Source organism: Pelovirga sp. (assembly GCF_059864205.1).
Genome location: NZ_JCBCBS010000231.1, coordinates 1 through 22,779 on the forward strand (window position 1 = coordinate 1; position 22,779 = coordinate 22,779).

Sequence of the window (22,779 nt, forward strand, 5' to 3'; positions counted from 1 at the left end):
AAGAGTTTATTGCTAACGCCTGGGCTGCCATTAAGGCCTGATGTAACTATTCACTGCTGTCCTTGCGCAGGGTCGGGGTTCCTGTGGCAAGGGTGTTTGTCGCCATGGATGGCGACCACAAGCGGTCATGGATGACCCAACGGGAAACAATCGCGTCCCTTGATATAGGATTCCCGACCCGGCGCTGAACAGATACAAAAAAACGTAACTATTCAGCTCTATCCTTGCACAGGGTCGGGGTTCCTGTGGCAAGGGTGTTTGTCGCCATGGATGGCGACAACAAGCGGTCACGGATGACGAAAAGCGTCCCTTGACATAGGATCCCCGACCCGGCGCTGAACAGATACAAAAAAACGTAACTATTCACTGCTGTCCTTGCGCAGGGTCGGGGTTCCTGTGGCAAGGGTGTTTGTCGCCATGGATGGCGACAACAAGCGATCATGGATGACCCAACGGGAAACAATCGCGCCCCTTGACATAGGATCCGAAGAGCCGGTGCTGAACAGATACGAAAAGCGTACACATACTTGCCATTTGTCTCTACGTTGCCTGATGCAAGTATACCATTGGCGGTTGCGGGGTTCGTACCACTGAGGCAAATTTTCAGTAAAGCGAAGTTAAAACGGGCGTGCACATCATGGTCGTATTGACATCCTTATGCCCCCATAATTCCTGGGTTGTTCGAATGCTGCAACCCGACTCCAACCAGTGGGTGGCAAAACAATGGCGAACAGTGTGGCAACCGGCTCGTTTGACCATCCCCGGGCTTTGTCCTTTTCTTCTGCCGAAATTCAAGGCGGGAAAGACCAGCACAGCAGGATGACAGCGCAATGCCCGGGCATTGCGGCTGCAGAAAATATCTTTCTGTTCATTCCCTCGTGCCGTGACATGATAAAAAGCTCCGGGACATTCAATTGTCAGCGGCCACGTCATTCCCTGTTCTGGCGCTAACAGCAACACCCTGTCCCCTTTATGACAAAAAGTCTGTCATTGTTGAGACCTGCCTCCTCTCTGTTTCGTAAAATATGTTAGAATGGGAGGGTAATCAGCAGTTGAAATCCGGACGTATTCTGCCGGTGGCCGCGTCAGCCCGGCATCACGTCCGCCAACCATCAGAAAGGAGTGTCATCATGACGGATCAATTTTCCAAAGCCACTAAAGAGTCCGGTGAAAAATCAGCATTTGTCTGTGTCAGTTGTGGCCACCACAATATTCCTGACAGTGGTAAGAAAACAGCCAAGCCGATGAGTCAGGTCAAAGACAGTTATTCGGAAGCGATCAAGGAATCCGGCGAAAAATCGGCTTTTGTCTGTGAAGGCTGCGGCCACGCCCAGTAAACCGCAGGCGACTGATCCTGGTTGACCTGCAACAAAACAACCAGTGCTTAGCTCAATGCACGGGGGCCTGTCCGGGGCCAATCCGGCCGACCAGGCTCAGATCACAGCCGCAAGCAATCGCCGAGCCGAACAAGGCCAGGCAACCAAGCGACAGCAGACAGGATGAGGTCAACTCGATGTTAAAAGGCGTCCCGCTGAATGCCGCCACAACCAGCATGCACAACCTGCCATAGGCCATACCGATGGTGTTGGTTTGCACCACCGGTAGTCCGTGCTGCTGATTGCGCGCCGAAACACCCGGCGACCCCAATAGAGAACGGATTGAGGAAGTGTCCGCCGCCGGCAACTCGCTAAATCCCCTGGCGAGCGCAGCGAGAAGGGGCGCCTGCCGTCTTCAGCCTCGCAGAAAATTGCACTGCCCGATGCGCACCACAAGTCGCCCCTACCTCTCCACCCCTTTCAACCGCATTATCCGCCGATAGGACTCATCAATCCGGCGTTCGGAAATGACTCCGGTTGCTACCAGATCCCGGATGATATTCACCACCCTGGGCACGATCTCCGGATCGTAATCGAGGTTGTTGCCGAACAGCAGGATATCTACTCCAGCCTCAAGGGCAAGCTGCACCGCTTGTTCGAGACCATAATGCTCGCTGATCGCGCCCATCTGCAGATCGTCGGAAAACACCACGCCGGCAAACCCTAATTGCCCCCGCAACAAGCCCGTGATGGTGGAGTGTGACAGGGTCGCCGGATGATCAGCATCGAGATTGGCATTGAAGACATGGGCGGTCATCAGCGCCTGCACTTCCCCCGTTTCCAGCAGTTTGGTGTATGGCACCAGTTCGCGTTCTGTCCAGCAATTGGTCACATCGACAAAACCCAGATGAGAATCGCTGTGCGAACTGCCGTGACCGGGGAAATGCTTGATGACGGCCACCACACCCTGAGCTTTATGGGCCTGGATGACCTCACGCGCATGGTGGATCACCTTGTCAGGCTGTGCTGAAAAACAGCGCTCAAGACGGGCAATCACCGGATTGTCGGGGTTGACACACAGATCCACCACCGGCGCGAAATTGACGTTGATTCCCAGTTCAGCCAGGGTAGCGGCGATCTCCGCACTCGCACTATAAGTCGCCTGCGGATCGTCCAGCCGCCCCAGCTCGGCGTGAGACACCGTCCGGGAAAAACCGTACTCCGGCTTCAAACGGGCAACTCGTCCGCCTTCCTGATCAACAGCAACCAACAGTGGTGATATCGCAGCCTGCTGTAAAGCTGCAATCAGATTTTTAAGTTGCTGCGGCGAGGTGATATTACGCCCGGGCTGGCGGGTCAGAACATCGTAATCGAAGAGAATGACCCCGCCGAGATGGTGCCGGCGGATATCACGCAGGATGACATAGCCATCATTCAGCGCTGTTCCCCGAAATCCGACCATCAGCATCTGGCCTATTTTGTTATTCAATGACTCATTTGCCGCCGATTTGCCGGCAGCAACGGCGGTAGCACTAAAGAACAGAGAACAACACAGGACCAGGATCACCGGGATATTTCTCTGAACGCAACGTACCGCCATGCCCCCTGTCCTACCCCTGCTCATGATAAAAAACCGCCAGCCAGATGCAATCTTCGTCGCTGCTGGTTCGCACAACCCGATGTTTACGCTGCGCCGGAATCAGCAGGTAATCCCCCGCCTGCAGGCACAGATGTTCTTCAGGATCCAGCAATTCAAGTTCCGCCTTTCCCTGTAACAGCAGAACGAACTCGTGCTGCTGTTGATCGTACCAGAAACCTGGTGGCGAAGCGTGGCCACGCGAGACAATCCGCTCAAAACGCACCACACCGCTGTCGGCCAGAACATCGATCAATTCTTCCGGCAAGTGAGCGGGAATCGATGCAAAGAAATTGCTGGAGATCATGACAGGCGGCGGCCGTTACGAGGTCACAGCACCGCTTGAGGCCGATGATACCAGCCGTGCGTACTTGGCCAGGACTCCACGCTGGATCTTCTGGACAGGAGCCTGCCAGCCGTGACGACGCTGGGCCAGCAGCGCATCATCCACGAGCAGGTTAAGGGCCTCATGATCCAGATCGATTTCAATCTGATCCCCCTCCTCCACCAGCGCCAGGGGGCCACCAACCTGGGCTTCGGGACAGATATGGCCGATCATGATGCCGTGGGTACCACCGGAGAAGCGTCCGTCAGTGAGCAGGGCAACCGTATCTCCGAGCCCGGCGCCCATCAGCGCCGCCGAAGGCGATAACATCTCCCGCATGCCGGGACCACCTTGCGGGCCTTCATAACGGATCACGACAATATCGCCCGGGTTGATGCGATTGGCCAGAATTGCGCTCATGGCCTCCTCTTCGCGCTCAAATACCCGCGCCGGGCCACGCATGGTGGTTAAATCCTTACCGCTCTGCTTGAGGACACAACCTTCCGGAGCCAGATTGCCGAACAGCATGCGAATGTGCTTGCCGGCAGCCGCATAGGGACTGGCAACCGGGAAAACCACATCCTGTCCGGCGGGCAGATCAGGAGCGTTGGCCAGATTTTCAGCCACGGTTTTTCCCGTCACCGTCAGACAGTCGCCGTGCAGCAAACCGGCAGCAAGCAGGTGCTTCATCACCATAGGGACGCCGCCCAAGGGATGCAAATCGTTCATCAGATAGCGCCCATAGGGTTTGAAGTTGCCGAGCAGCGGCACCCCGGCGGTAAAATCGGCCATCTCCTTCAGGGTCAAAGGCACCTCAGCCTCGCGCGCGATAGCCAGCAGATGCAATACCGCGTTGGTCGATCCTCCCAGCGCCCACACCAAGGTCAAGGCATTTTCGAAGGCTTGGCGGGTCATGATCTGCCGCGCGCTAACGCCGCGTTTGAGCAATGTCATCAGGGTTGCAGCACTGCGCCGCAAATCACCCTGCTTATCCGGTGACGGCTGATTATCCGGATCCACTGCCATATTCGACGAACCTCCGGGAACGCTCATCCCCAGGGCTTCAATCGCCGCAGCCATGGTATTAGCGGTATACATGCCACCACAGGACCCGGCACCGGGACAGGCATGACATTCGATCTGACATAGCTCATCAGCGTCGATTTTGCCGGCGCTGTAGGCACCGATCCCTTCAAAGGCACTGACGATATTCAGATCCCTTCCGCCATGATGACCAGGGCGGATACTACCACCGTAGAGGGTCAATCCGATCAGATCATTGCGGGCAATCGGCATCAGTGCCGCCGGGATGGTCTTGTCACAACCGGACAGGGTCACCACCGCGTCCACCTGATAACCTTCGGTCATCAACTCAATGGCATCAGCAATCACTTCGCGGCTGACCAGCGAATATTTCATCGCTTCAGTGCCCATGGAGATACCATCGGATACTACCGGTGTGCCGAAGACAATGACCTTGGCCCCGACCGCTTCCAATTCAGCCTGGAGCAGATCCCCAAGAACACGGATATGGTCGTTACAGGGGGTACCGTTGGTATAGGGAACCGCCAGCGCCACCAACGGCTTGGCGAAATCCTCGTCGCTAAAACGCACCGCCCGCAGCATGGTGCGCGCCGCTGTTCGTTCTACCCAGTTACTGCCGCCGGGATCGCCGGTAATTGTTGCGCTGCGTCGTTTCATGATTTCTCCTTCCAGCAAAAAAAATCGGGGTGCAGCACCGCCATTGATCAGCACCACACCCCGACATCATAACACAATCAAACATCTGTGAGCTGTGAACAGTGAGCGGTGAGCAGTGAACTTCAATTGCTTACTTCCCACTTCCCACTACCCACTCCCCACTACCTATTTCCCACTCCCTACCCCTACCCCCTACTTCTCCATCGCCGTGACCCCGGTACGGGCAATCTCAACGATATGCCCCTGACCAACCTCATCCAGAAAGGCATCGATGCGCCTGGTTGAGCCGGCAACCTGAAGAATGTGAATGTCGTCACTTTTTTGTTCGAGAATCTCGAAGTTGTAGCGGCCGTGAAAGGTTTCGAGCACCGACGCTTCAATCTCCAGCTTTACAATCGCCACCTCACGCCAATAGCTATGATCGGTATCCAGTTCTTTCACCGAGATGACTTCGGTAAATTTTTCCAATTGACAGACCACCTGGTCAACCCTGTCCTGATCGCTTTCGCGCAAGGTGATGGTCATGCGACTGACGCCGGGGATGCGCGAGCGACAAACGGTCAGGGTATCGACGTTGTACATTTTTTTGCGGATCAACATCGAGATCTTGTTGAGAACCCCGGGGTGATCGAGGGTGAAAGCAAGTATGGCACGCCTTTTCATGCTGCTTCTCCTTGTTTGGTCTGATCTTTTTTCGGCGCATGGGGATGACGGATCATCATATCGCCAAAACCACCCCCGGCGGGAATCATCGGCAGAATAACCTCGGATGGATCGCAAATAAACTCAAGGACCATAGCACCTTTGCAGGCGATCGCCTCTTCAATGGCCGGCACCACATCTTCAAGCAGCTCAACCTTGCGATAAGGAATGCCATAAGCCTGGGAGATCAAACCAAAATCGGGACTCAGCATCGGTGTGCCGGCAAAACGACCATCAAAGAAAAAGGTTTGCCACTGGCGCACCATCCCCAGGTAACCGTTGTTGAGAATGATAATTTTGACATCAATCTGTTTTTCCATGATGGTTCCCAGTTCCTGCATGTTCATCTGGAAACCGCCGTCGCCACTGATCGACCAGACACGCTCTTTGGGCCGGGCCAGCTTGACACCAATCGCCATCGGCAAGGAACACCCCATCGTCCCGGCGCCACCGGAACCGAACCAGCTATTGTTGGTCTGGTAATTATAAAAACGCGCGCACATCATCTGGTGCTGACCGACATCGGCAACAACCAGGTCACGCCCTTTGGTCACCGCTGAAAGTCGATGAACAATACCTTTCATCAGCAACTTATTGTCGTTGCCGATACCGACCTCGATCTCTTCACGCAGATCCTCTTTCATAACCTCGCGGAAACTGTTGATCTTGTCCCACCAGCGGCGGCGAGGGGTACAGGTCAACATGGGATCACCCATCAGCACATGCAAGGTACGATAGACATCGGCGTTGATCGCCACCGTTGTGCGGACATTCTTGTCAATTTCCGAAGCATCGATTTCAACATGAATGACGGCAGCATTCTGGGCGTATTCATCCAGCTTACCGGTCACCCGATCATCAAAGCGCATCCCCAGGGCGATCAGCAGGTCAGCCTCCATGATCGCACGGTTGGCCTCAACCGTACCATGCATTCCCATCATTCCCAGGTGCAGGGGATGATCTGCCGGAATGGCGGAAATACCGTGGAAGGTGGAGGCGACAGGGATATTGACCTTTTCAATAAAGCGCTGGAGCAGATCTCCGGCATTACTGTTGATCACACCATGGCCGCAGAAAATCAGCGGCCGTTCGCTCTTGTTAATCAGCTCAATCGCCCGGCGGATTGGATCCCGTTCGGGTGTCGGCGTATAAAAATAACCGGGCAGATGGGGGCGGAACTTTTTGGCATCAAAGCGGTAATCGTCGCCGGCCTGCTGGTTTTGAATATCCTTGGGCAGATCGATAACCACCGGACCCCCACGACCGGTGGTAGCCACATAACAGGCCTCATGGACGGTCTTTTCGACATCTTCAGCAGCCAGAGGCATGTAGGTTTGTTTGCTGATCGGCATCATGACCCCGACGACATCGCTTTCCTGAAAAGCATCGGTGGCAATCACTCCGGTAGCTACCTGCCCGGTAATGGCCAGCATCGGGACTGAATCCATGTGGGCATCGGCAACACCGGTTACCAGGTTCATTGCTCCAGGACCGGAGGTCGACAGGCACACGCCGATCTGCGGTGTCGAAGTCGACAATGAAGCCCGGGACAGACCCTGCGCCATAAAAGCAGCACCCTGCTCATGGCGAGCCATAACAAATTCAAACGCCCCCATTTTTTCCATTTCATCGAAAACCGGCATGATCGCACCGCCGGTATAACCAAAGAGGAAGCGAACTTTACGCTCCTTCAGTGCCTTGAGTAATAGTTGTTTTCCATTCATTTTTTGCCCTCGATTATCTTGAAAAGATCGTCCGTTAATACTCTGCCGCAGGGGAACCATGACGACTCAGCCCAGACATCTGTGCCCTCTGTGGCTTTAGGTTAAAAAGACAGTGTTTTATCTGTCAGAATGGGGGGTATTGTCAAGCAACAGGCACCAGAGCGCCGGAAAAATTTATTTCCCAAGAGCGCAACAAACAGGATTAAAAAAATCCTGTAAAGCCGATACGCAACCCTTCATCAATCGTCCTGTTATTTTTCCGGGTATCCTCTTTGAGACGCAGACTATAATAGCCAAGCTTCAAGCGCACCTTGGGAATCATGGCATAGGTCAGGGCAATCTCTGTTTGCGTCAGGTTGTCCGCATCACTAAAAGAGAAAACCTCCGGCGCATGGTAAGCTGCAGCAGTCACCCCGAAGCCTCCAAGTTGCGGTGGTGCGTAAGATGCCCGCAATCCTAACGCCAGGTTGATAAAATCGGTATTTTTCGCGGTTGATCCAGCATAAAGCCGCACCCCCATCCCTAGTTGGGTGCCGGGATATTGACCGGGGCTGCCAACAAAGTCTGCTCCGATGCGCCCCACCTTGGTTTTTTCATCGTCGTTGTAAAGAAAACCGGCGGTGCCAAAAACAACACCAAATTCATCTTGTGCCACCGGGCGCTCATACCCCAAATGAAAACTTTCATTATTAAAGCCGATATCAACCGAATCGGCATTGGCCAGAGTGGTGATCAGACAGAGCAGAACGGCTAAAAACGTACGTATCGTCATAAAATAACTCCTTGTCAAAAATGTCCTTTTAAACTGTGCATCTTTGCACAGGTTGCAATCAGGTGACAATGAAATCAAGGCAAACCAGGGGGAGAATGTGCAAAAGCACAGTGCCATTCACGAAAGTCAAGAAGGCTCCTGCTCCAACTTGAGCTGCTCCTTTTCAAATTGAAGAGCGGGGAAGTGCAAGGGCAAGAGAAAGAGAAGTTAGCTGCAATTATTTTTGCTTTTTGCAAAAGATGTCCAAAAGTCGCAACGCCCGGACAAATCCGGGCGTTATAAAAATAAAGGAGGAAAAAGTCATTCAGGCGATAGCGGGCTTAGTGGCACCTTCGGCAAGATCTTTACGTTTATTAAGGATGATAAGGGCCATCAGCAGCAGCCAACCACCGACATTGACCCACCATACTGTCGGCCACAGAAGCAGCGCGGAAGAAGCCAGGGTCAAAAGACGGAAGACCGGGTTCAGTTTGGCTTCCATAAAGCCTTCAATTCCAGCAGCAAAGGCGTAAAGGCCGAACAGGGCAAAGAAAAAGATATACAGATCCTGAGCCAGGGTGCCACCAATAAAGGGGGTGTAGGCAAACAGCAGGGGGATAATGTAGAGCCCCTTGGCCAGTTTCCAGGAATAAAAACCGGTGATCATCGGCTTGGAACCGGCAATGGCAGCACCGGCAAATGCTGCCAGAGCAACCGGTGGCGTAACGTTGGAATCCTGACTGAGCCAGAAGACGATCAAGTGGGCCGAGAGCAGGGCAAAGGTCAGGGTATGATCACTGAGCACCGACTCACGCACCAGATTGGCCAGATCGAAGGGGATGGCATCGACAATCGAGCGCGCTGTTGCCACCGACATGGGTTCGCCAATCAGGGCCAGCTGTTCCGGTACCGCCAGCATAAAGAAGGTTTTTGCCGCTTCCGGCACCTGACCACTGACCAGCGCCTTGATCAGCATCCCGTCAGCAATCAAACCTGACAGGGCCGGAGCCGAGAGGGTCCCCAGAACAATATAAGCGGCGGTAACCGGCAGTCCCATCCCCAATACGAGGGACGCCAGGGCAACCAGGCCAATGGCGATCAGCAGACTGTGTCCGGCCCATTGGTTGATCATCAGTGAAAAGGTATTGCCGATACCAGCCGTGGTAATCACGTTAACGATCAGGCCGATGGTACACAGCAGAATCGCTGTCATGATCATGTTTTTTGCCCCCAGAGCCAATGCCTCAATAACCGCTTTAGGGCCCATCTTGTTGGGGGTCAACCAGGACGAAACGACTACGGCAATCATACTATAACCGGCAGCGTAAGTCGGAGTAAAACCATAGATCAGCAGACCAATCAATATGCCGATCGGCAGCAGAAAGACAATACCCCCCTTTTTGATGACCTCAACAAAAGAGATCGACTCATCATCCATCGCGGTCACATAACTGCGCTTGGCTTCGATGCGGATAAAAAAGCCGACAGTGGCAAAATACAAAAACGCCGGGAGGATGCTGACCAGAACAATGGTGGTATAGGGAATCTGGGTGTAGGTCGCCATAACAAAAGCACCCGCACCCATGATCGGCGGCATCAACTGGCCACCTGTCGAGGCGGCCGCCTCGGCACCAGCAGCGAACTTAGCGGGGAAACCGGCTTTTTTCATCAGCGGGATGGTAATAACCCCGGTCGAAGCGGTATTGGCCACTGCCGAACCGGAGATGGTTCCCATCAAGCCGGAAGCGATCACCGCCACAAATCCCGGGCCGCCGACCAGACGTCCGGCGACCGCTCGCGCCATGTCGATAACAAAATCCCCGGCTCCGGAACGCAGCAAAAAGGCACCGAACAGCAAAAACATGAAGACATAGGAGGAAGAGATCTGGGCAATCGTGCCGAACAGGGCGTCATCACCATAGATACTGCGAAATAGCAGAGTTTCAGGCTGCAAGCCGGCAAAACGGAACATCCCTGTCAACTCACTTCCCCACCAGCCGACATAAGTGAGCCCGACGACTATCAGCACCGGAATAAACCAGCCGGCCACCCGCCGCGTAAATTCGATGGCGCAAAGAACAACGATAATCCCGGCGATCCATTCCGATTGGACGAGATAGATGCCGCGAGCATAGATGGCGTCTTCCCGGGCAATCAGGAAAATCGCCGACGAGGCCGCAATGACCCCCAGAAAGACATCAAAAAGGCGCAGGAGCAATGGACCGTTACGTCGCAAGGGATAGGCAATGGCGACCAGGATAGCGAAGCCGGCAAAATGCAGGGAATTTTGCCAAAGACTTGAAAGCACTGCAAAAACATTAAACCAGATATGCATCACTGAGACGGCGACGCCAATGATCATCAGTGCCCAGTGCTCAACCAGACCAATTTCTTTTTCGGTAACGGACATGGAACTCTCCGGAGAAAAACGACCGCCCTTTGGGGCGGTCGCAGTGGGAAAGACCGGACTAATCTGCAATCAGGCGTGCGGGAATATCCAGACCGACCTCGCGGTAATATTTGAGGGCTCCGGGATGCAACGGCATCGGTAAACCGGCAAGAGCCTTCTCTATTGCCATCACCCTGGTTGCACTGTGGATGGCGTTCAAAAATGGCAGGTTTTCATAGGTTGTTTTAGTGATATGGTAAACAGCGTCTTCATCGATGTCCGCACGCACTGCAAGGAAGTTAGGCTGGGCAATGGTATTGATATCCTTAACCTGACCTGGATAGGTACCAGCAGGAATCACGTAACGTGTCCAGAGCTCCATGCCGCTGTCGGCCTGTTTCATCTGCTCATCGGTAAAATCAAGAACCACAACATCGTCACCCATGGTCGCGAAGGTCCGCGTCACTGCACTGACTGGAGCGCCGGCCGGGGTACTCATTCCGGCCACCTGACCGTTCTGCAAGGCATCAGCTGACGGGCCATAACCGGCGTAGGCAAGGCTATACTCTTTTTCGATATCAACACCGAGACCGCCGAGCAGGGTCTTGTTAGAACCGAGAGTACCTGAGTTACGTGGTCCCATGGCCATATTCTGCCCCTTCATCGCCACCAGGTCCGCCGCCGTTCCAGTTTTGGCAAAACGCTTGAGAACAGTAAAGTGCTCGACATTCTGCCACAACATGGTCACTGCACGCAGATCGCGCTGAGGACCGGCAGCGGCAAAATCTCCTGTGCCGTTCCAGGCCCAGGCGCCGTAAAGTCCCTGCAGAATGGCAAACTGAACTTCATTGTCGTTCAGGAGTTTGATGTTTTCTCCGGAACCGGCAGAGCTGATTGCCGACATGCCAATTTTCTGGGATGGCTGCAGCTTCACCTTGATCAAGGTGGAAAGAGCAACACCCACCGGATAATAGGTACCACCGGTCGAGGCGGTCGCCAGCAGATAATCACGTTCTGCGGCAACAGCCCTCACAGGCATCACCAAGGCAAACGAAAACATCAGTACAAACAGGCACAAACTCGAGGTTATCCAACGAAATCTGTTCATTCTTTTCCTCCTGACATCATGTGGGTTAGAAAAAGTATAACTATTCACCACTATCCTTGCGCAGGGTCGGGGCTCCTGTGGCAAGGACGTTTGTCGCCATGGACGGCGACAACAAGCCGTCATGGATGACCCAACGGGAAACAATCGCGTCCCTTGACATAGGAGCCCCGATCCGGTGCTGAACAGTTACGAAAAAGTCCCGAAAAAGGGTCGTCGCGACCCAGCCAGAACACATCATTGTTTCGGCTGAAGTCATTGACAACCCCCTCTAGAGGCCGCAGACAACAACCTTAATTTGTCATACTAGCCAATCAGTATTTTTTCTGCCACCCCCCCCTGTATTTTTTATTCAAAGAGCAAAACCACCAATGCGTTTTTGGCAGGATAAATCTGAAAGAACAGCAAAGATAGCTTTTTCGGTCATCATACCAAAGAAATTCAAGTGAAGCTTTAGTAGCGCCAGGAATTTGCCAAACACCCGTCATTACTGCCTGACGCAGATGACAAATTTGAGATAGCGCCCCTCGGGAAAGCCAAGGTCACAGGGGAAATCCTCAGATTGTCCACCGACATAAACAGTTTTAAGTCGGGAACCATCAGCGACACCACGGCGCAACTCTTTCATATAATCATCAAGAGAAACCTTTTGATGATTGGAAGAACCGACCAGCAGTCCCCCTGAAGACAACAGAGGCAGCAGCACACTGACCAGACTAGAGGTCCCCCCATGAGTGGCAAAGCGACTTTTTTTGGTAGTTGAAAAGGATGGAGGGTCAAACAGAACACAATCAAATCGACGCCCCTGTGTCTGAAATTTTGCGAGTTCGGCAAATACGTCGCCGACAATAAATTCATGCTGTTGCGGGTCGATCCGGTTAGCCTTAAAATTTTCACGAGCAATGGCCAAATACTTTTCCGACACATCGACGCTGGTGACCCTGCTGGCTCCAGCCGCCGCAGCGGCTACTGAAAAAGCGCCGGTAAAGGCAAACAGGTTAAGCACCTGCATTCCTGCAACCCGCTGCGTCAATTCCCGGCGATTACGGCGCTGATCGGGGAATAAACCGGTATGGAGTCCACGCTGCAGATTCACCTGATAATACAGACCATCCTCCTTCACCTGATAAACATCAGGTGCGGCAGCGCCTGCCAGGAGTTCATTAATCTGGCGGCTTTTATTTTGAGCTTCGAGTTTGCGCGTTTGTTGCGGACGATATTTCAAATAAATGCCTTTTGGCCGAAAAACATTTGCCAGTGCCGCTACTAATTCGCTCCGATAAGCCTCCCATGCAGTGGTATAAAGTTGCAGCATCAGGAAATCACCGTAGCGATCAACCGTTACTCCCGGCAGGGCATCCCCCTCTCCATTCACCAGGCGATAGCAGTCGCTATCCCCAAGCAGGGCGTGGTGACGCAATGTCAGGCAACCCTGGAATTGCTCCTCCAGCCAACGACTGCTGATACTTACCGGGTCGCCCGACAACCGGCGGGCGACGATACGGTTTTGTGGATCACAGATTGCCACCGCTAGAGGCTGGCGTTGCTCATCGACCAGCATTACCAGTTCTCCGTTGGCCACTTTGGGCCATTGGCGGGTGTAGCGATCGGCAATCACCCAGGGATGGCCCTGTAGCAATATGCGTTTGGTTTCCGGTCCCACCAGACACTTTTTCATCGTTTGATCCTTCTGCCGAATCAGATTGTTGACCCGGGCAGACACAGTAAAAAAATGGGTTCAAAAAAATTAACGGCAAAAACAATTTCCACCGGTCATTATCTGCTAAAATAGCAGAATTTGATGCTATACTGGCTCCAAAAATTTTCTTACAGGATGTATCAATGGACAAAAAATTCAAAAATCGGATCCGCGAGCAGTTCGGCAGGACAGCAACCGCTTACGTAGAGGCAACCCATTTTACCGGCGGCCAGGATCTCGAAGAGGCGGCGCGCCTGCTCCAGCCGACCCAGGACGACAATATGCTCGATGTTGCCTGCGCTGGAGGTCACATGGCGCTGTATTTCTCCCCCATGGTACGTCAAGTAGTCGCTTCCGACCTGACCATGCAAATGCTCAAAAAAGCCCAGGAACATATCGCCGAAGAAGGTCGTATCGACAATGTCATTTTTCGCGAGGCCGACGCCGAAGATCTGCCGTTTCCTGCCGGCTCCTTTACCTTGTTGACCTGCCGCATCGCATCGCACCATTTTGCCGATGTCCCGCGCGCTTTGCGTGAATTTCACCGGGTCCTAAGACGCGGCGGGCGCATGGTCATTATCGACACCTTATTACCGGAAGATCCGGAAATTTCCGATTTTTTTCAAACCATGGAACAAATGCGCAATCCAACCCACGTCAAAGCGTTTAGCGAGGAAGAATGGCGGCAGATGATCGAGGATGCCGAACTGATTCTGCAGGAAACGCTGATCATTCCCAAGATCCACGACTTTCAGGAGTGGGTTAAAACAGCCGGCCTCAACCGTACCAAAATTCAGGAACTCAACAAATTTTTTATGGAAGCATCGCCGAAGGTCCACGATTTCTTCAAAATCGAGTCTTTCGCCGGTGAAGTCGAAAGCTTCACCGATCAGAAGCTATTAATCTACGCAACGCGCAAGGAAAAAGAGAAAAAATAGGATGGGAGAATGGGTATGGGCAGGGAAGACCCGCCCATACCAAAGCAGAATTCCGATATTTTTACACCGGGACAATAAAATCAATTCGGAATGACATAAATCTCCACCCGCCGATTTTCAGCCCGACCTGCCGCTGTCTGATTGCCGGCAATCGGTTCCAACTGTCCGCGCCCTTCAGTTGACAAGCGGTAACGAGCCACCCCTTGATCCATCAGATAATCAGCGACAGCATTCGCCCGCCGCAGGGACAAACGCAAATTATAGTCCGGATTCCCGACGTTGTCGGTATGGCCGACAACAGCAATATCGGTCTGCGGATAACGATTCATAATATCGGCAATTTTGTTAAGGGAAGAGTGAAAGCTTGGTTTGACCGTCGCTGAGTCAAAATCAAAACCAACTTCACTGCTCATGGTCAGTTTGAGAATTTCATTCTGCTGACGCTCGACTTCAATCTGATGCTGGGCCTGTTCATTAGCAAGTTGCTGTTCAAATTCGGTCTGTTGTTTATCCATATAGGAGCCAACACCGGCACCGAGGGCCCCACCTGCTGCACCGCCAATTAGCGCCCCACGCAAGGCGCCACTGCTTTTATCACTCTGATAGCCGATGATGGCGCCGGATGCGGCACCGAGGATGGCGCCGATACCGGCACCTTTTTTTGTTTGCTCATGAGTGGTGTTGGCTGCACAACCACTTAAGCCCACCAGCACAGCAACAACAAGTACCCATAATCCTGATCTGTAAATCATTTTAACTCTCCTTGATATTGTTAAGGCCGTCTTTATTCCATACAGATATTTGAGCCGTTATTATAGCACGATATCCCACCAAGCAAAATCAATCGTAACTATTCAGCTATGCCCTTGCGCAGGGTCGGGGGCAGGCGACAAGGGTGTTTGTCGCCATGGATGGCGACAACAAGCGATCATGGATGACCCAACGGGAAACAATCGCGTCCTTTGACATAGGCCCCCCCGACCCGGTGCTGAACAGATACAAACAATCATGCCGGCAGCAAAAAAAAATCGGGGGGCCCGAACGAGCCTCCCGATTATCATCAACATGTAAAAATTACGATCATTTATTCGTTGATACCAGCCGCTTTCTCAAGCATCGCTGTAGTAACCGACTTGGGACGCTCAAGGCCATAACCCAAAGCGCGATCCCAGGTGATGTTGGCGAGGCAACCCAACGCACGGCCGATTCCAAACAGCACGGTATAGAACTCGTACTGGGTCACGCCGTAGTACCATTGGATAACACCGGACTGGGCATCAACATTCGGCCAGGGGTTCTTGGCCTTACCATGCTCGGTGAGCACCCCCGGTGCAACTTCAAAAATCATGCTCACCAGTTTGAACAACGGGTAATCTTTGAGCCCTTCAGTCTTCAGGCAGAACTCACGCTGAGTGGAATAACGAGGATCAGTCTTGCGCAGAACGGCATGGCCGTAACCAGGGATAACCTGACCACTGTTCAGGGTTGCCCACAGGGCTTCCTTGAGTTTTTCTTCCGTCGGCACCTGGCCACCGAGCTGGGTCATGAAATTCTGGGTCCAGCGTAGCACCTCTTCGTTGGCCAGACCGTGGAGCGGGCCGGCAAGACCATTGATACCGGCACTGTAGGCATAGTAAGCGTCGGACAACGCAGAAGCGACCAGGTGGGTGGTGTGAGCAGAGACGTTGCCGGACTCGTGGTCGGAGTGAATGATGAAGTACATCCGCGCAACATCGTCATAAGGAGCGGGGATACCCATCATGCGGGCGAAGTTACCACCCATGTCGAGGTTCGGATCAGCGTCGATATGGGTGTCACCCATGTACTTCATCCGGTAGATGTAGGCACCAATGGGACCCAGCTTGGCCATCATATTATTGGCATCTTCGTACATATCTTCCCAGCAGGTCATCTTGTTGAACTTGCCGGAAGAATAGGTCGCGGCGAAAACCGAATCACGCTGCATGGCGAGAATAGCGGAAGAAAACATGGCCATCGGATGACAATCACGTGGCAGAGCGCGCAGCACGTCAATAACATAGGCAGGAATCTGGGAGCGCTGTTTCCAGTCTTCAACCACTTCAAGGGTCTGCTCCATGGTCGGCACATCACCGGTCAACAGCATCCACCAGAAACCTTCAACGTAAGGGTAGTCACTACCCGGAACCTTGGGCAGAGCAGCAAAGGTTTCAGGAATGTCCTTGCCGCGGAAACGAATTCCTTCCTGCGGATCAAGGTAGGAGATGTCTGTCACCAGACACTTGATGTCACGAGCACCACCGATCGCCTGACCGATTGTCACATCACCGAGCTTAACATCACTGAATTCCTTAAGAAGACGGGTGGTACGGGGACGGTGCTCTGCAATTTTCTGTGCCAGTACTTGCTTCAATGTCGACATACTCTCTCTCCTTTTGTGGGTGTAAAACAGCCTATTGATGCCCTTGCGGGCCATGGGAAACATTTCCGCTTTGGCGGAAAACAACAACGATCATGAACCGGAAAACTGATGATTCATGGTAATAGCAGGTACGGTAAGGAATTAGGGAAGTCAGAACCTTGAGAAAGAACCAATGCTGCTTGAGACGCAGCAAAGCGCTGATTTTCCCAAATGTTGTTCTAACAACTTACCCCCTTATTGTCAAGTTGTAAATTGTATACTGTATCCACCGCGCCCAACCGCGCAATTTACCGGTTTTTGGTAGAGAGCTGCCAATTTTTTTCTTTGCGCGACCCTAAACCGATGCTAGTATGCTCAAAATTTATGCAAAAAGCTCCCCTCACCATACAATCCCTGACCCTCGATAGTCCGGTTATCCTCGCCCCGATGGCCGGGATTTCCAGCCTGCCCTATCGACGGATCATGAAGTCCTGCGGCGCCGGCCTGGTCTATAGTGAGATGGTCAGCGCCAATGGTCTGGTCCGTGATGGGGCCAAAACACAGCATTTACTGATCACCCACCCGGAAGAATATCCGCTGGGAATCCAGTTGTTTGGCAGCGATCCTGAGGTTCTTGCCGAGGCGATTTCACGGTTTAGAGAGCCACCGGCGGTTGTCGATCTGAACATGGGGTGCCCGGTAAAAAAAGTCATTCGCAGCGGCTCAGGCAGCGCCCTGCTGCGGGACCCAAAACTGATTGCCCGTATTCTTAAGGCGGTGCGCCGCCGCGTGACCGGTCCGCTAACCATCAAGATCCGCTCGGGATGGGATATCCACCATATCAATTTTCTTGACATTGGGCACATAGCCCAGGAAGAAGGTGTCGATGCCATCACCCTCCACCCACGCACCCGCTGCCAGGGGTTTGCCGGTCGGGCCGACTGGAACCACATTAGCGAGTTGAAGCAGGCGTTGGATATACCAGTGTTTGGAAGCGGCGATATCATAACCGTCGATGACGGCATCCGCATGTACCGCGAGACCGGTTGTGACGGCCTGATGATCGGTCGGGGCGGCTATGGTAATCCCTGGCTGATCCAACAGATTAATGACACCCTGCAGGGCAAGCAGATCACCTGTCCCAGTGCAATTGACAAGCTGGCGATGATTCAGCGTCATATTGATCTGCACTGTGAGCAGTTTGGAGATGATAAAGCACTACTCGAGATGCGCAAGCATATCAGCTGGTATGCGCGTGGCATGGAAGGCGCCAGTCAGTTCAGATCACAGGTTCAGTCATGCCGACAGTTGTCCGATCTGGTTGTCTTGACCCATGATTTTTTTCACCAGGATCACCATCTATGACTCCAACCAAACGACTGGCATTAGAAGATTACGTATCGATCATCGACAACATTGACGACGCCGTTATTGCCATCAATCAATCAGGAACCATTATTCTGTTTAACCCGGCGGCTCAGAATTTTACCGGTCTGTCCGAAAGACAGGCGCTGGGCAAGATATTCTGCGATTGTTTTCAGCGCCAGGAAAGTCTTTGTGATCTGGTCAGAACCTCCCTGCGTGAAGGACGCTCCCTCTCTGACCACGAAGCAGTTACCTTCGACGCCCCGGGGCACCGACGTAAACGCCAGCTCAGTGTCAGTGTTTCACCGATCCACTCGACGGCCGGACAGCAGCAGGGTGCAATTGTCATCATGCACGATTTAACCCAGGTGCGCTCACTCGAAGAGGCGGTGCGCCACGCCGATCGCCTCACCATGGTCGGCACAATGGCTGCCGGACTGGCCCACGAAATCAAAAACCCCCTGGGCGGCATCAAAGGAGCAGCCCAATTGTTGCAGATGGAATTGGGCGAAAAGTCTGACCTTCAGGAGTACACCAGCCTGATTATCCGCGAAAGTGAACGCATCAACCGCATTATTGTTGAACTGCTTGATCTCGCCGCGCCGCGGCGCAATCGTCTGGAACCGGTCAACATCAACCAATTACTCGATGAGATGATCCGTCTCCACCGTCACAGCGGGACAGCGCGGCATATCGTCTTCAAACTGCTCCTTGATCCGAGCATTCCGCCGATCTACGGCGACAGCGACCTGCTCAGCCGACTGTTTCTTAATCTGCTCAAAAATGCCTGGGAAGCATCTTTCGAACATACCGAGATAATCATTGAAACCAGAATCGATGGCGAATATTATCTTAACGTCGAAGGTTCACGCCCGACTCCCCTGGTTCTGGTGCGCATCAGCGACCGTGGGCCCGGCCTCTCACGTACAGAGATGGAACAGGTATTTACCCCCTTTTACACCACAAAAGATGGCGGCAGCGGTCTAGGATTACCTATCTGCCAGAAGATTGTTGCCGACCATGGTGGTTTGCTGCATTTCAATGAACATCCTGACGGCGGCACAATTGTTACGGTCTCGCTCCCCCTGTTGCGTACTGATCGTAACGAATAAGCACTGACGAGGAAAAGATATGGCCATTTCACGCATTCTTGTTGCCGATGACGAAGAGAGTATCCGCTGGGTTCTTTCCAAGGCCCTGAAAAAACAGGGGTACGATGTCGATGTGGCAGAGGATGGCAAGCAGGCCCGAAATAAGATGCAAGAGCACCGCTACGACCTGGCGATTCTGGACATCAAAATGCCGGGAGCAAGCGGGCTCGAAATCCTCAAATTTATCCGTGAGGAATATCCGGCAACACTGGTTGTCATTATGACCGCTGAAGCCACCATGGAAAACGCCGTTGCTGCCATGAAAAACGGTGCCTACGATTACCTGACTAAGCCCTTCGATCTAAGTGCGCTGAACGCGATCATTTTTAAGGCAACTAAAGCCGCAGAGGTTACCGAACAGATCGATCAACTTAAAAGTGAAATTCAGAGCCATTACAGTTTCGGTCGCAGCATTATCGGCAACAGTCAGACGATGCAAACCGTTTATAAAACCCTCGGTCGCGTTGCCGGCTCCGATGTCACCGTCTTGATTACCGGCGAAAGCGGCACCGGCAAGGAGCTGATCGCCCGCGCTATCCACATGAACAGCCCACGTTTGGGCAAGCCTTTTATTGCCCTGAATTGTGCCGCTATTCCACGGGAATTACTTGAAAACGAGCTCTTCGGTCACGAACGCGGGGCTTTTACCGGCGCGACAGAACGCAAAGCAGGAAAGTTTGAACAGGCCGAAGGGGGGACCCTGTTTCTTGATGAGATCGGTGACATGCCGCTGGAACTACAGGCAAAGCTGCTGCGCGTGCTACAGGAAAAGGAGGTCACCCGCACCGGAGGTCAACAAACGATCAAGGTCAACGTCCGCATTGTCGCAGCGACCAACCAGAATATGGCGCAACAGGTCGAGACAAAAACCTTCCGAGAAGATCTCTATTACCGTCTTAACGTCGTTCCGATTTCATTGCCGGCACTGCGCGAACGCCGAGATGACATCCCGGCACTGGTCGATTTTTTTCTCCAGAAGGCGCGCCAGGATTTCGGCATTGATGCCATCGAGTGCAGCCGGCAAGCGCTGCAACTACTCAAAGGTCACCACTGGCCCGGCAATGTGCGGGAGCTGGAAAACACCATCAAACGCGCCGCGCTGCTGTGCCCCAATCACGTGCTGACGGCGGCGGACTTTCCTGACCTGGGGATCAAAGAAGGGTCACTTCCCAACGAAGATTCGCTGGAAGCGCTGGTCTGTCGCAAACTGGAAAGTTCACTGGCACAGATGGATTTAAGTGAGATGAACAATCTCTATGAGATGGTTCTGCATCAGATCGAACGCCCGCTGATCAACATTGTCCTGCAAAAGGCGCGCTGCAACCAGGTGCGTGCCGCCGAAATCCTCGGCATCAATCGCAACACCCTGCGCAAAAAGATCAGTACCCTGAATATCGACGTCAAACGCAACAACGGTGGCTGATCAGTAACCTTCTTCTCGCCGGGCCTGGTTTTCAAAACGGGTAAACTCACCGCGGAAGGTCAGATGGACGGTGCCGATCGGCCCGTTACGCTGCTTGCCAATGACAATTTCAGCGTCTTTTTCATGCCCTTTTTCACAGGTTTTTTCGTGGCTCTTGCATTCTTCGCAGTAAACCGTTTCGCGATAGATAAACATGATGACGTCGGCGTCCTGCTCAATAGCGCCCGATTCCCGCAAGTCAGCCATGACGGGACGCTTGTCGGTTCGACTTTCCAGCGAGCGGTTGAGCTGCGACAAAGCAACAACAGGGACCGAGAGCTCTTTGGCCAACGCTTTAAGCGAACGTGAAATCTCGGAAATCTCCTGCTGCCGACTCTCCGGATTACTCCCGCGCATCAACTGCAGATAATCGACGACAACTAATCCCAGACCATGCTCAGCTTTTAGACGCCGCGCCTTGGAACGCAACTCAAGCACCGAGATGGCCGGAGTGTCATCGATAAAGATCTGGGTTTCACTGAGCTGGCCGGCCGCCATGGTCAGCTTGGGCCAATCCGACTCCCCGAGGTGGCCGGTCCTTAACCGTCCGGCATCAACCTTGGCCAGCGAACAGAGCATCCGCTGCACCAGCTGTTCCTTGCTCATTTCCAGTGAAAAAACAACCGCCGGCAGCGCATTGTCATCATGAGTCGTGGCATACTCGATGAGGTTCAGCGCAAATGCGGTTTTCCCCATGGAGGGGCGGGCAGCAATAATGATCAGGTCACTTGGCTGCAAGCCGGCAGTCATTTTATCCAGGTCGAGATAACCGGTAGGGACTCCGGTCACCAGTTCCTTGCGTTCGTAGAGCTTTTCGATGGTGCGGAAGGTATCCTTGAGGATTTCCCGAACCGGGAAGTAGGATGGCCGGGTGCGATTTTCAGCAATCTCAAAAATTGCCTTTTCGGCACGATCGAGAATCTCCTCCATATCGCCGCCATCGTACCCTTGGGTGGCGATATCCGTCGATACCTCAATCAGTTTACGCGCTACGGCCTTCTCTTTAACCAATTTACAGTAGTATGAAATATTGGCGGCAGTCGGAACATAATCAACCAGGGTTGCCAGATAACTACTGCCACCGGCAGTATCCAACTCCTGATGTGCTTTTAGTTCAGCGGTCAAAGTCACAAGGTCAGCCGGTTCATTGCGCTCGGACAGACGAATCAGACCTTGAAATATTTTGCGGTGACTCTCACGGTAAAAATCACTCGGCACTAACACTTCCAGGGCACGGTTAAGCGCCTCGTTTTCCAGCATTACCCCGCCCAGAACCGACATTTCCGCTTCAAGGTTCTGGGGTGGCAAACGATGTGATGACAATTCGGACATACTTTTCTCCCAACAGCTGATGATGTCGGCAAGATAACAGGAAAAAGCAACGACACAAAACAAAAAGAGGGTCTTCAACAGACCCTCAGTTAAAAGCAGACAGATAGATCCAGGCCGCAGCGCAAAAGAACCATTTCCTTCACATCAAGCAGCGCGATGGCGTCACCAGGCTCGGCCGATTGTACAGATGAATATTCTGACAGCGCCGCTGCTACAGGGGCTGTAAACTGCCATCCGTCAAATTCAGCTTGCGATAGAAACAACTGGCGCGCGTCTGCCCCGTCTCAGGATCTTTGGTATGGCAACTGCCCCCGCCCTGGGGCACAACCCGGTAAATCACGGCATCCTGATCGCAGTCGGTGTAGATGTCGATAATTTTCAGATAATCGCCGGAAGTTTCGCCTTTGGTCCAGAGTTCATTACGTGAGGTCGACCAGAAGGTCGCCATTCCTTTTTCCAGGGTTGTCTGTAACGCCTGTTGATTAACATAGGCCAGCATCAAAATACGCCCATCGGCAACATCCTGAACCACGGCCGGCACAAACCCGCCACGCTTGGCGAAGTCGATCAACACCTCGTACCCTTCTTCCAGCTTTTTTTTATCCATGAAAGCAACCATCCGACAGATTAAAAAATACTCAAGCGTTATATTTTGTCAACAAGTGGCAACAACATCAAGAACACTTTTATTAAAATCACACCAAATAAACCGTTTCTTATCATTAAAAAGGGGTGCCAGAACAATGTGCCGGCACCCCTTTTTCGTTGTCGCTTTTTGCTGGTCAGTCCTGGCAACTTAGCCA

The 22,779-nt window shown here is 53.0% G+C and carries 21 protein-coding genes; 5 read left to right on the forward strand and 16 right to left on the reverse strand.

Going from position 1 to position 22,779, the window contains the following annotated elements:
* Nucleotides 1–208: 208 nt before the first annotated feature.
* Both AC6F7T_RS14210 and AC6F7T_RS14215 read right to left on the reverse strand, forming a co-directional pair.
* A complete protein-coding gene (locus tag AC6F7T_RS14210) occupies nucleotides 209–367 on the reverse strand; it encodes a hypothetical protein (RefSeq protein WP_500719915.1) in 159 nt (52 codons plus the stop codon).
* A gap of 236 nt (nucleotides 368–603) precedes the next feature.
* The gene (locus tag AC6F7T_RS14215) at nucleotides 604–933 is read right to left on the reverse strand and encodes a tyrosine-type recombinase/integrase (RefSeq protein ID WP_500719974.1); all 330 of its coding nucleotides are present in this window, start codon (nucleotides 931–933) and stop codon (nucleotides 604–606) included.
* A gap of 197 nt (nucleotides 934–1,130) precedes the next feature.
* Between AC6F7T_RS14215 and AC6F7T_RS14220 the strand changes: the two genes are divergently transcribed.
* Nucleotides 1,131–1,337 carry a hypothetical protein gene (locus AC6F7T_RS14220; protein WP_500719917.1) on the forward strand — a complete coding sequence of 69 codons (207 nt, stop codon included), beginning with the start codon at nucleotides 1,131–1,133 and terminating at the stop codon, nucleotides 1,335–1,337.
* A gap of 52 nt (nucleotides 1,338–1,389) precedes the next feature.
* Here AC6F7T_RS14220 and AC6F7T_RS14225 read toward each other — a convergent pair whose 3' ends face one another.
* From AC6F7T_RS14225 to AC6F7T_RS14270, 10 genes are all read right to left on the reverse strand, one after another.
* Nucleotides 1,390–1,683: a hypothetical protein gene (locus AC6F7T_RS14225; RefSeq protein ID WP_500719918.1), complete on the reverse strand. Its 294-nt coding sequence runs from the start codon at nucleotides 1,681–1,683 to the stop codon at nucleotides 1,390–1,392.
* A 96-nt stretch (nucleotides 1,684–1,779) separates the two neighbouring features.
* On the reverse strand, nucleotides 1,780–2,916 hold the full coding sequence (locus tag AC6F7T_RS14230; RefSeq protein WP_500719920.1) for a glycoside hydrolase family 3 N-terminal domain-containing protein: 1,137 nt from the start codon (nucleotides 2,914–2,916) through the stop codon (nucleotides 1,780–1,782).
* A 10-nt stretch (nucleotides 2,917–2,926) separates the two neighbouring features.
* Complete coding sequence (locus AC6F7T_RS14235) at nucleotides 2,927–3,259, reverse strand: cupin domain-containing protein (RefSeq protein ID WP_500719921.1); 333 nt, start codon at nucleotides 3,257–3,259, stop codon at nucleotides 2,927–2,929.
* Between the two features lie 15 nt (nucleotides 3,260–3,274).
* Nucleotides 3,275–4,978, reverse strand: a complete 1,704-nt coding sequence (gene ilvD / locus AC6F7T_RS14240; RefSeq protein WP_500719922.1) for a dihydroxy-acid dehydratase — start codon at nucleotides 4,976–4,978, stop codon at nucleotides 3,275–3,277.
* 192 nt (nucleotides 4,979–5,170) lie between these two features.
* On the reverse strand, nucleotides 5,171–5,641 hold the full coding sequence (gene ilvN, locus AC6F7T_RS14245) for an acetolactate synthase small subunit (RefSeq protein ID WP_500719924.1): 471 nt from the start codon (nucleotides 5,639–5,641) through the stop codon (nucleotides 5,171–5,173).
* Nucleotides 5,638–7,404 carry a biosynthetic-type acetolactate synthase large subunit gene (ilvB, locus tag AC6F7T_RS14250; protein ID WP_500719925.1) on the reverse strand — a complete coding sequence of 589 codons (1,767 nt, stop codon included), beginning with the start codon at nucleotides 7,402–7,404 and terminating at the stop codon, nucleotides 5,638–5,640. The genes ilvN and ilvB overlap by 4 nt, the downstream gene beginning before the upstream one ends.
* A 202-nt stretch (nucleotides 7,405–7,606) precedes the next feature.
* Nucleotides 7,607–8,176 (reverse strand): YfaZ family outer membrane protein, encoded by a 570-nt coding sequence (locus AC6F7T_RS14255; protein ID WP_500719926.1) that lies wholly within the window; start codon nucleotides 8,174–8,176, stop codon nucleotides 7,607–7,609.
* Between the two features lie 304 nt (nucleotides 8,177–8,480).
* Nucleotides 8,481–10,565 carry a TRAP transporter fused permease subunit gene (locus AC6F7T_RS14260; RefSeq protein WP_500719928.1) on the reverse strand — a complete coding sequence of 695 codons (2,085 nt, stop codon included), beginning with the start codon at nucleotides 10,563–10,565 and terminating at the stop codon, nucleotides 8,481–8,483.
* A 58-nt stretch (nucleotides 10,566–10,623) separates the two neighbouring features.
* The gene (locus tag AC6F7T_RS14265; protein ID WP_500719930.1) at nucleotides 10,624–11,652 is read right to left on the reverse strand and encodes a TAXI family TRAP transporter solute-binding subunit; all 1,029 of its coding nucleotides are present in this window, start codon (nucleotides 11,650–11,652) and stop codon (nucleotides 10,624–10,626) included.
* 484 nt (nucleotides 11,653–12,136) lie between these two features.
* A complete protein-coding gene (locus AC6F7T_RS14270) occupies nucleotides 12,137–13,327 on the reverse strand; it encodes a class I SAM-dependent methyltransferase (RefSeq protein ID WP_500719931.1) in 1,191 nt (396 codons plus the stop codon).
* 164 nt (nucleotides 13,328–13,491) lie between these two features.
* On the opposite strand from AC6F7T_RS14270, the gene AC6F7T_RS14275 reads away from it, so the two are divergent.
* The gene (locus AC6F7T_RS14275) at nucleotides 13,492–14,286 is read left to right on the forward strand and encodes a methyltransferase domain-containing protein (protein WP_500719933.1); all 795 of its coding nucleotides are present in this window, start codon (nucleotides 13,492–13,494) and stop codon (nucleotides 14,284–14,286) included.
* 80 nt (nucleotides 14,287–14,366) lie between these two features.
* On the opposite strand, the gene AC6F7T_RS14280 is transcribed toward AC6F7T_RS14275, so the two are convergent.
* Together AC6F7T_RS14280 and AC6F7T_RS14285 are read right to left on the reverse strand one after the other, a co-directional pair.
* Nucleotides 14,367–15,038 carry a YiaD family glycine zipper/OmpA-like lipoprotein gene (locus tag AC6F7T_RS14280; protein WP_500719935.1) on the reverse strand — a complete coding sequence of 224 codons (672 nt, stop codon included), beginning with the start codon at nucleotides 15,036–15,038 and terminating at the stop codon, nucleotides 14,367–14,369.
* Nucleotides 15,039–15,370: 332 nt separating this feature from the next.
* Complete coding sequence (locus AC6F7T_RS14285) at nucleotides 15,371–16,687, reverse strand: citrate (Si)-synthase (protein WP_500719936.1); 1,317 nt, start codon at nucleotides 16,685–16,687, stop codon at nucleotides 15,371–15,373.
* A 363-nt stretch (nucleotides 16,688–17,050) separates the two neighbouring features.
* Here AC6F7T_RS14285 and dusB point away from each other — a divergent pair, with 363 nt between their 5' ends.
* From dusB to AC6F7T_RS14300, 3 genes are read left to right on the forward strand one after another with little or no spacing between them, the layout of a single operon-like run.
* Nucleotides 17,051–18,031, forward strand: a complete 981-nt coding sequence (dusB, locus tag AC6F7T_RS14290) for a tRNA dihydrouridine synthase DusB (RefSeq protein WP_500719937.1) — start codon at nucleotides 17,051–17,053, stop codon at nucleotides 18,029–18,031.
* On the forward strand, nucleotides 18,028–19,143 hold the full coding sequence (locus AC6F7T_RS14295) for an ATP-binding protein (protein WP_500719939.1): 1,116 nt from the start codon (nucleotides 18,028–18,030) through the stop codon (nucleotides 19,141–19,143). The genes dusB and AC6F7T_RS14295 overlap by 4 nt, the downstream gene beginning before the upstream one ends.
* 19 nt (nucleotides 19,144–19,162) lie before the next feature.
* A complete protein-coding gene (locus AC6F7T_RS14300) occupies nucleotides 19,163–20,605 on the forward strand; it encodes a sigma 54-interacting transcriptional regulator (protein ID WP_500719941.1) in 1,443 nt (480 codons plus the stop codon).
* On the opposite strand, the gene dnaB is transcribed toward AC6F7T_RS14300, so the two are convergent.
* Both dnaB and AC6F7T_RS14310 read right to left on the reverse strand, forming a co-directional pair.
* Nucleotides 20,606–21,976 (reverse strand): replicative DNA helicase, encoded by a 1,371-nt coding sequence (dnaB, locus tag AC6F7T_RS14305; RefSeq protein ID WP_500719942.1) that lies wholly within the window; start codon nucleotides 21,974–21,976, stop codon nucleotides 20,606–20,608.
* A gap of 211 nt (nucleotides 21,977–22,187) precedes the next feature.
* Nucleotides 22,188–22,583, reverse strand: a complete 396-nt coding sequence (locus AC6F7T_RS14310) for a phosphoribosyl-AMP cyclohydrolase (protein ID WP_500719944.1) — start codon at nucleotides 22,581–22,583, stop codon at nucleotides 22,188–22,190.
* Between the last annotated feature and the right edge of the window lie 196 nt (nucleotides 22,584–22,779).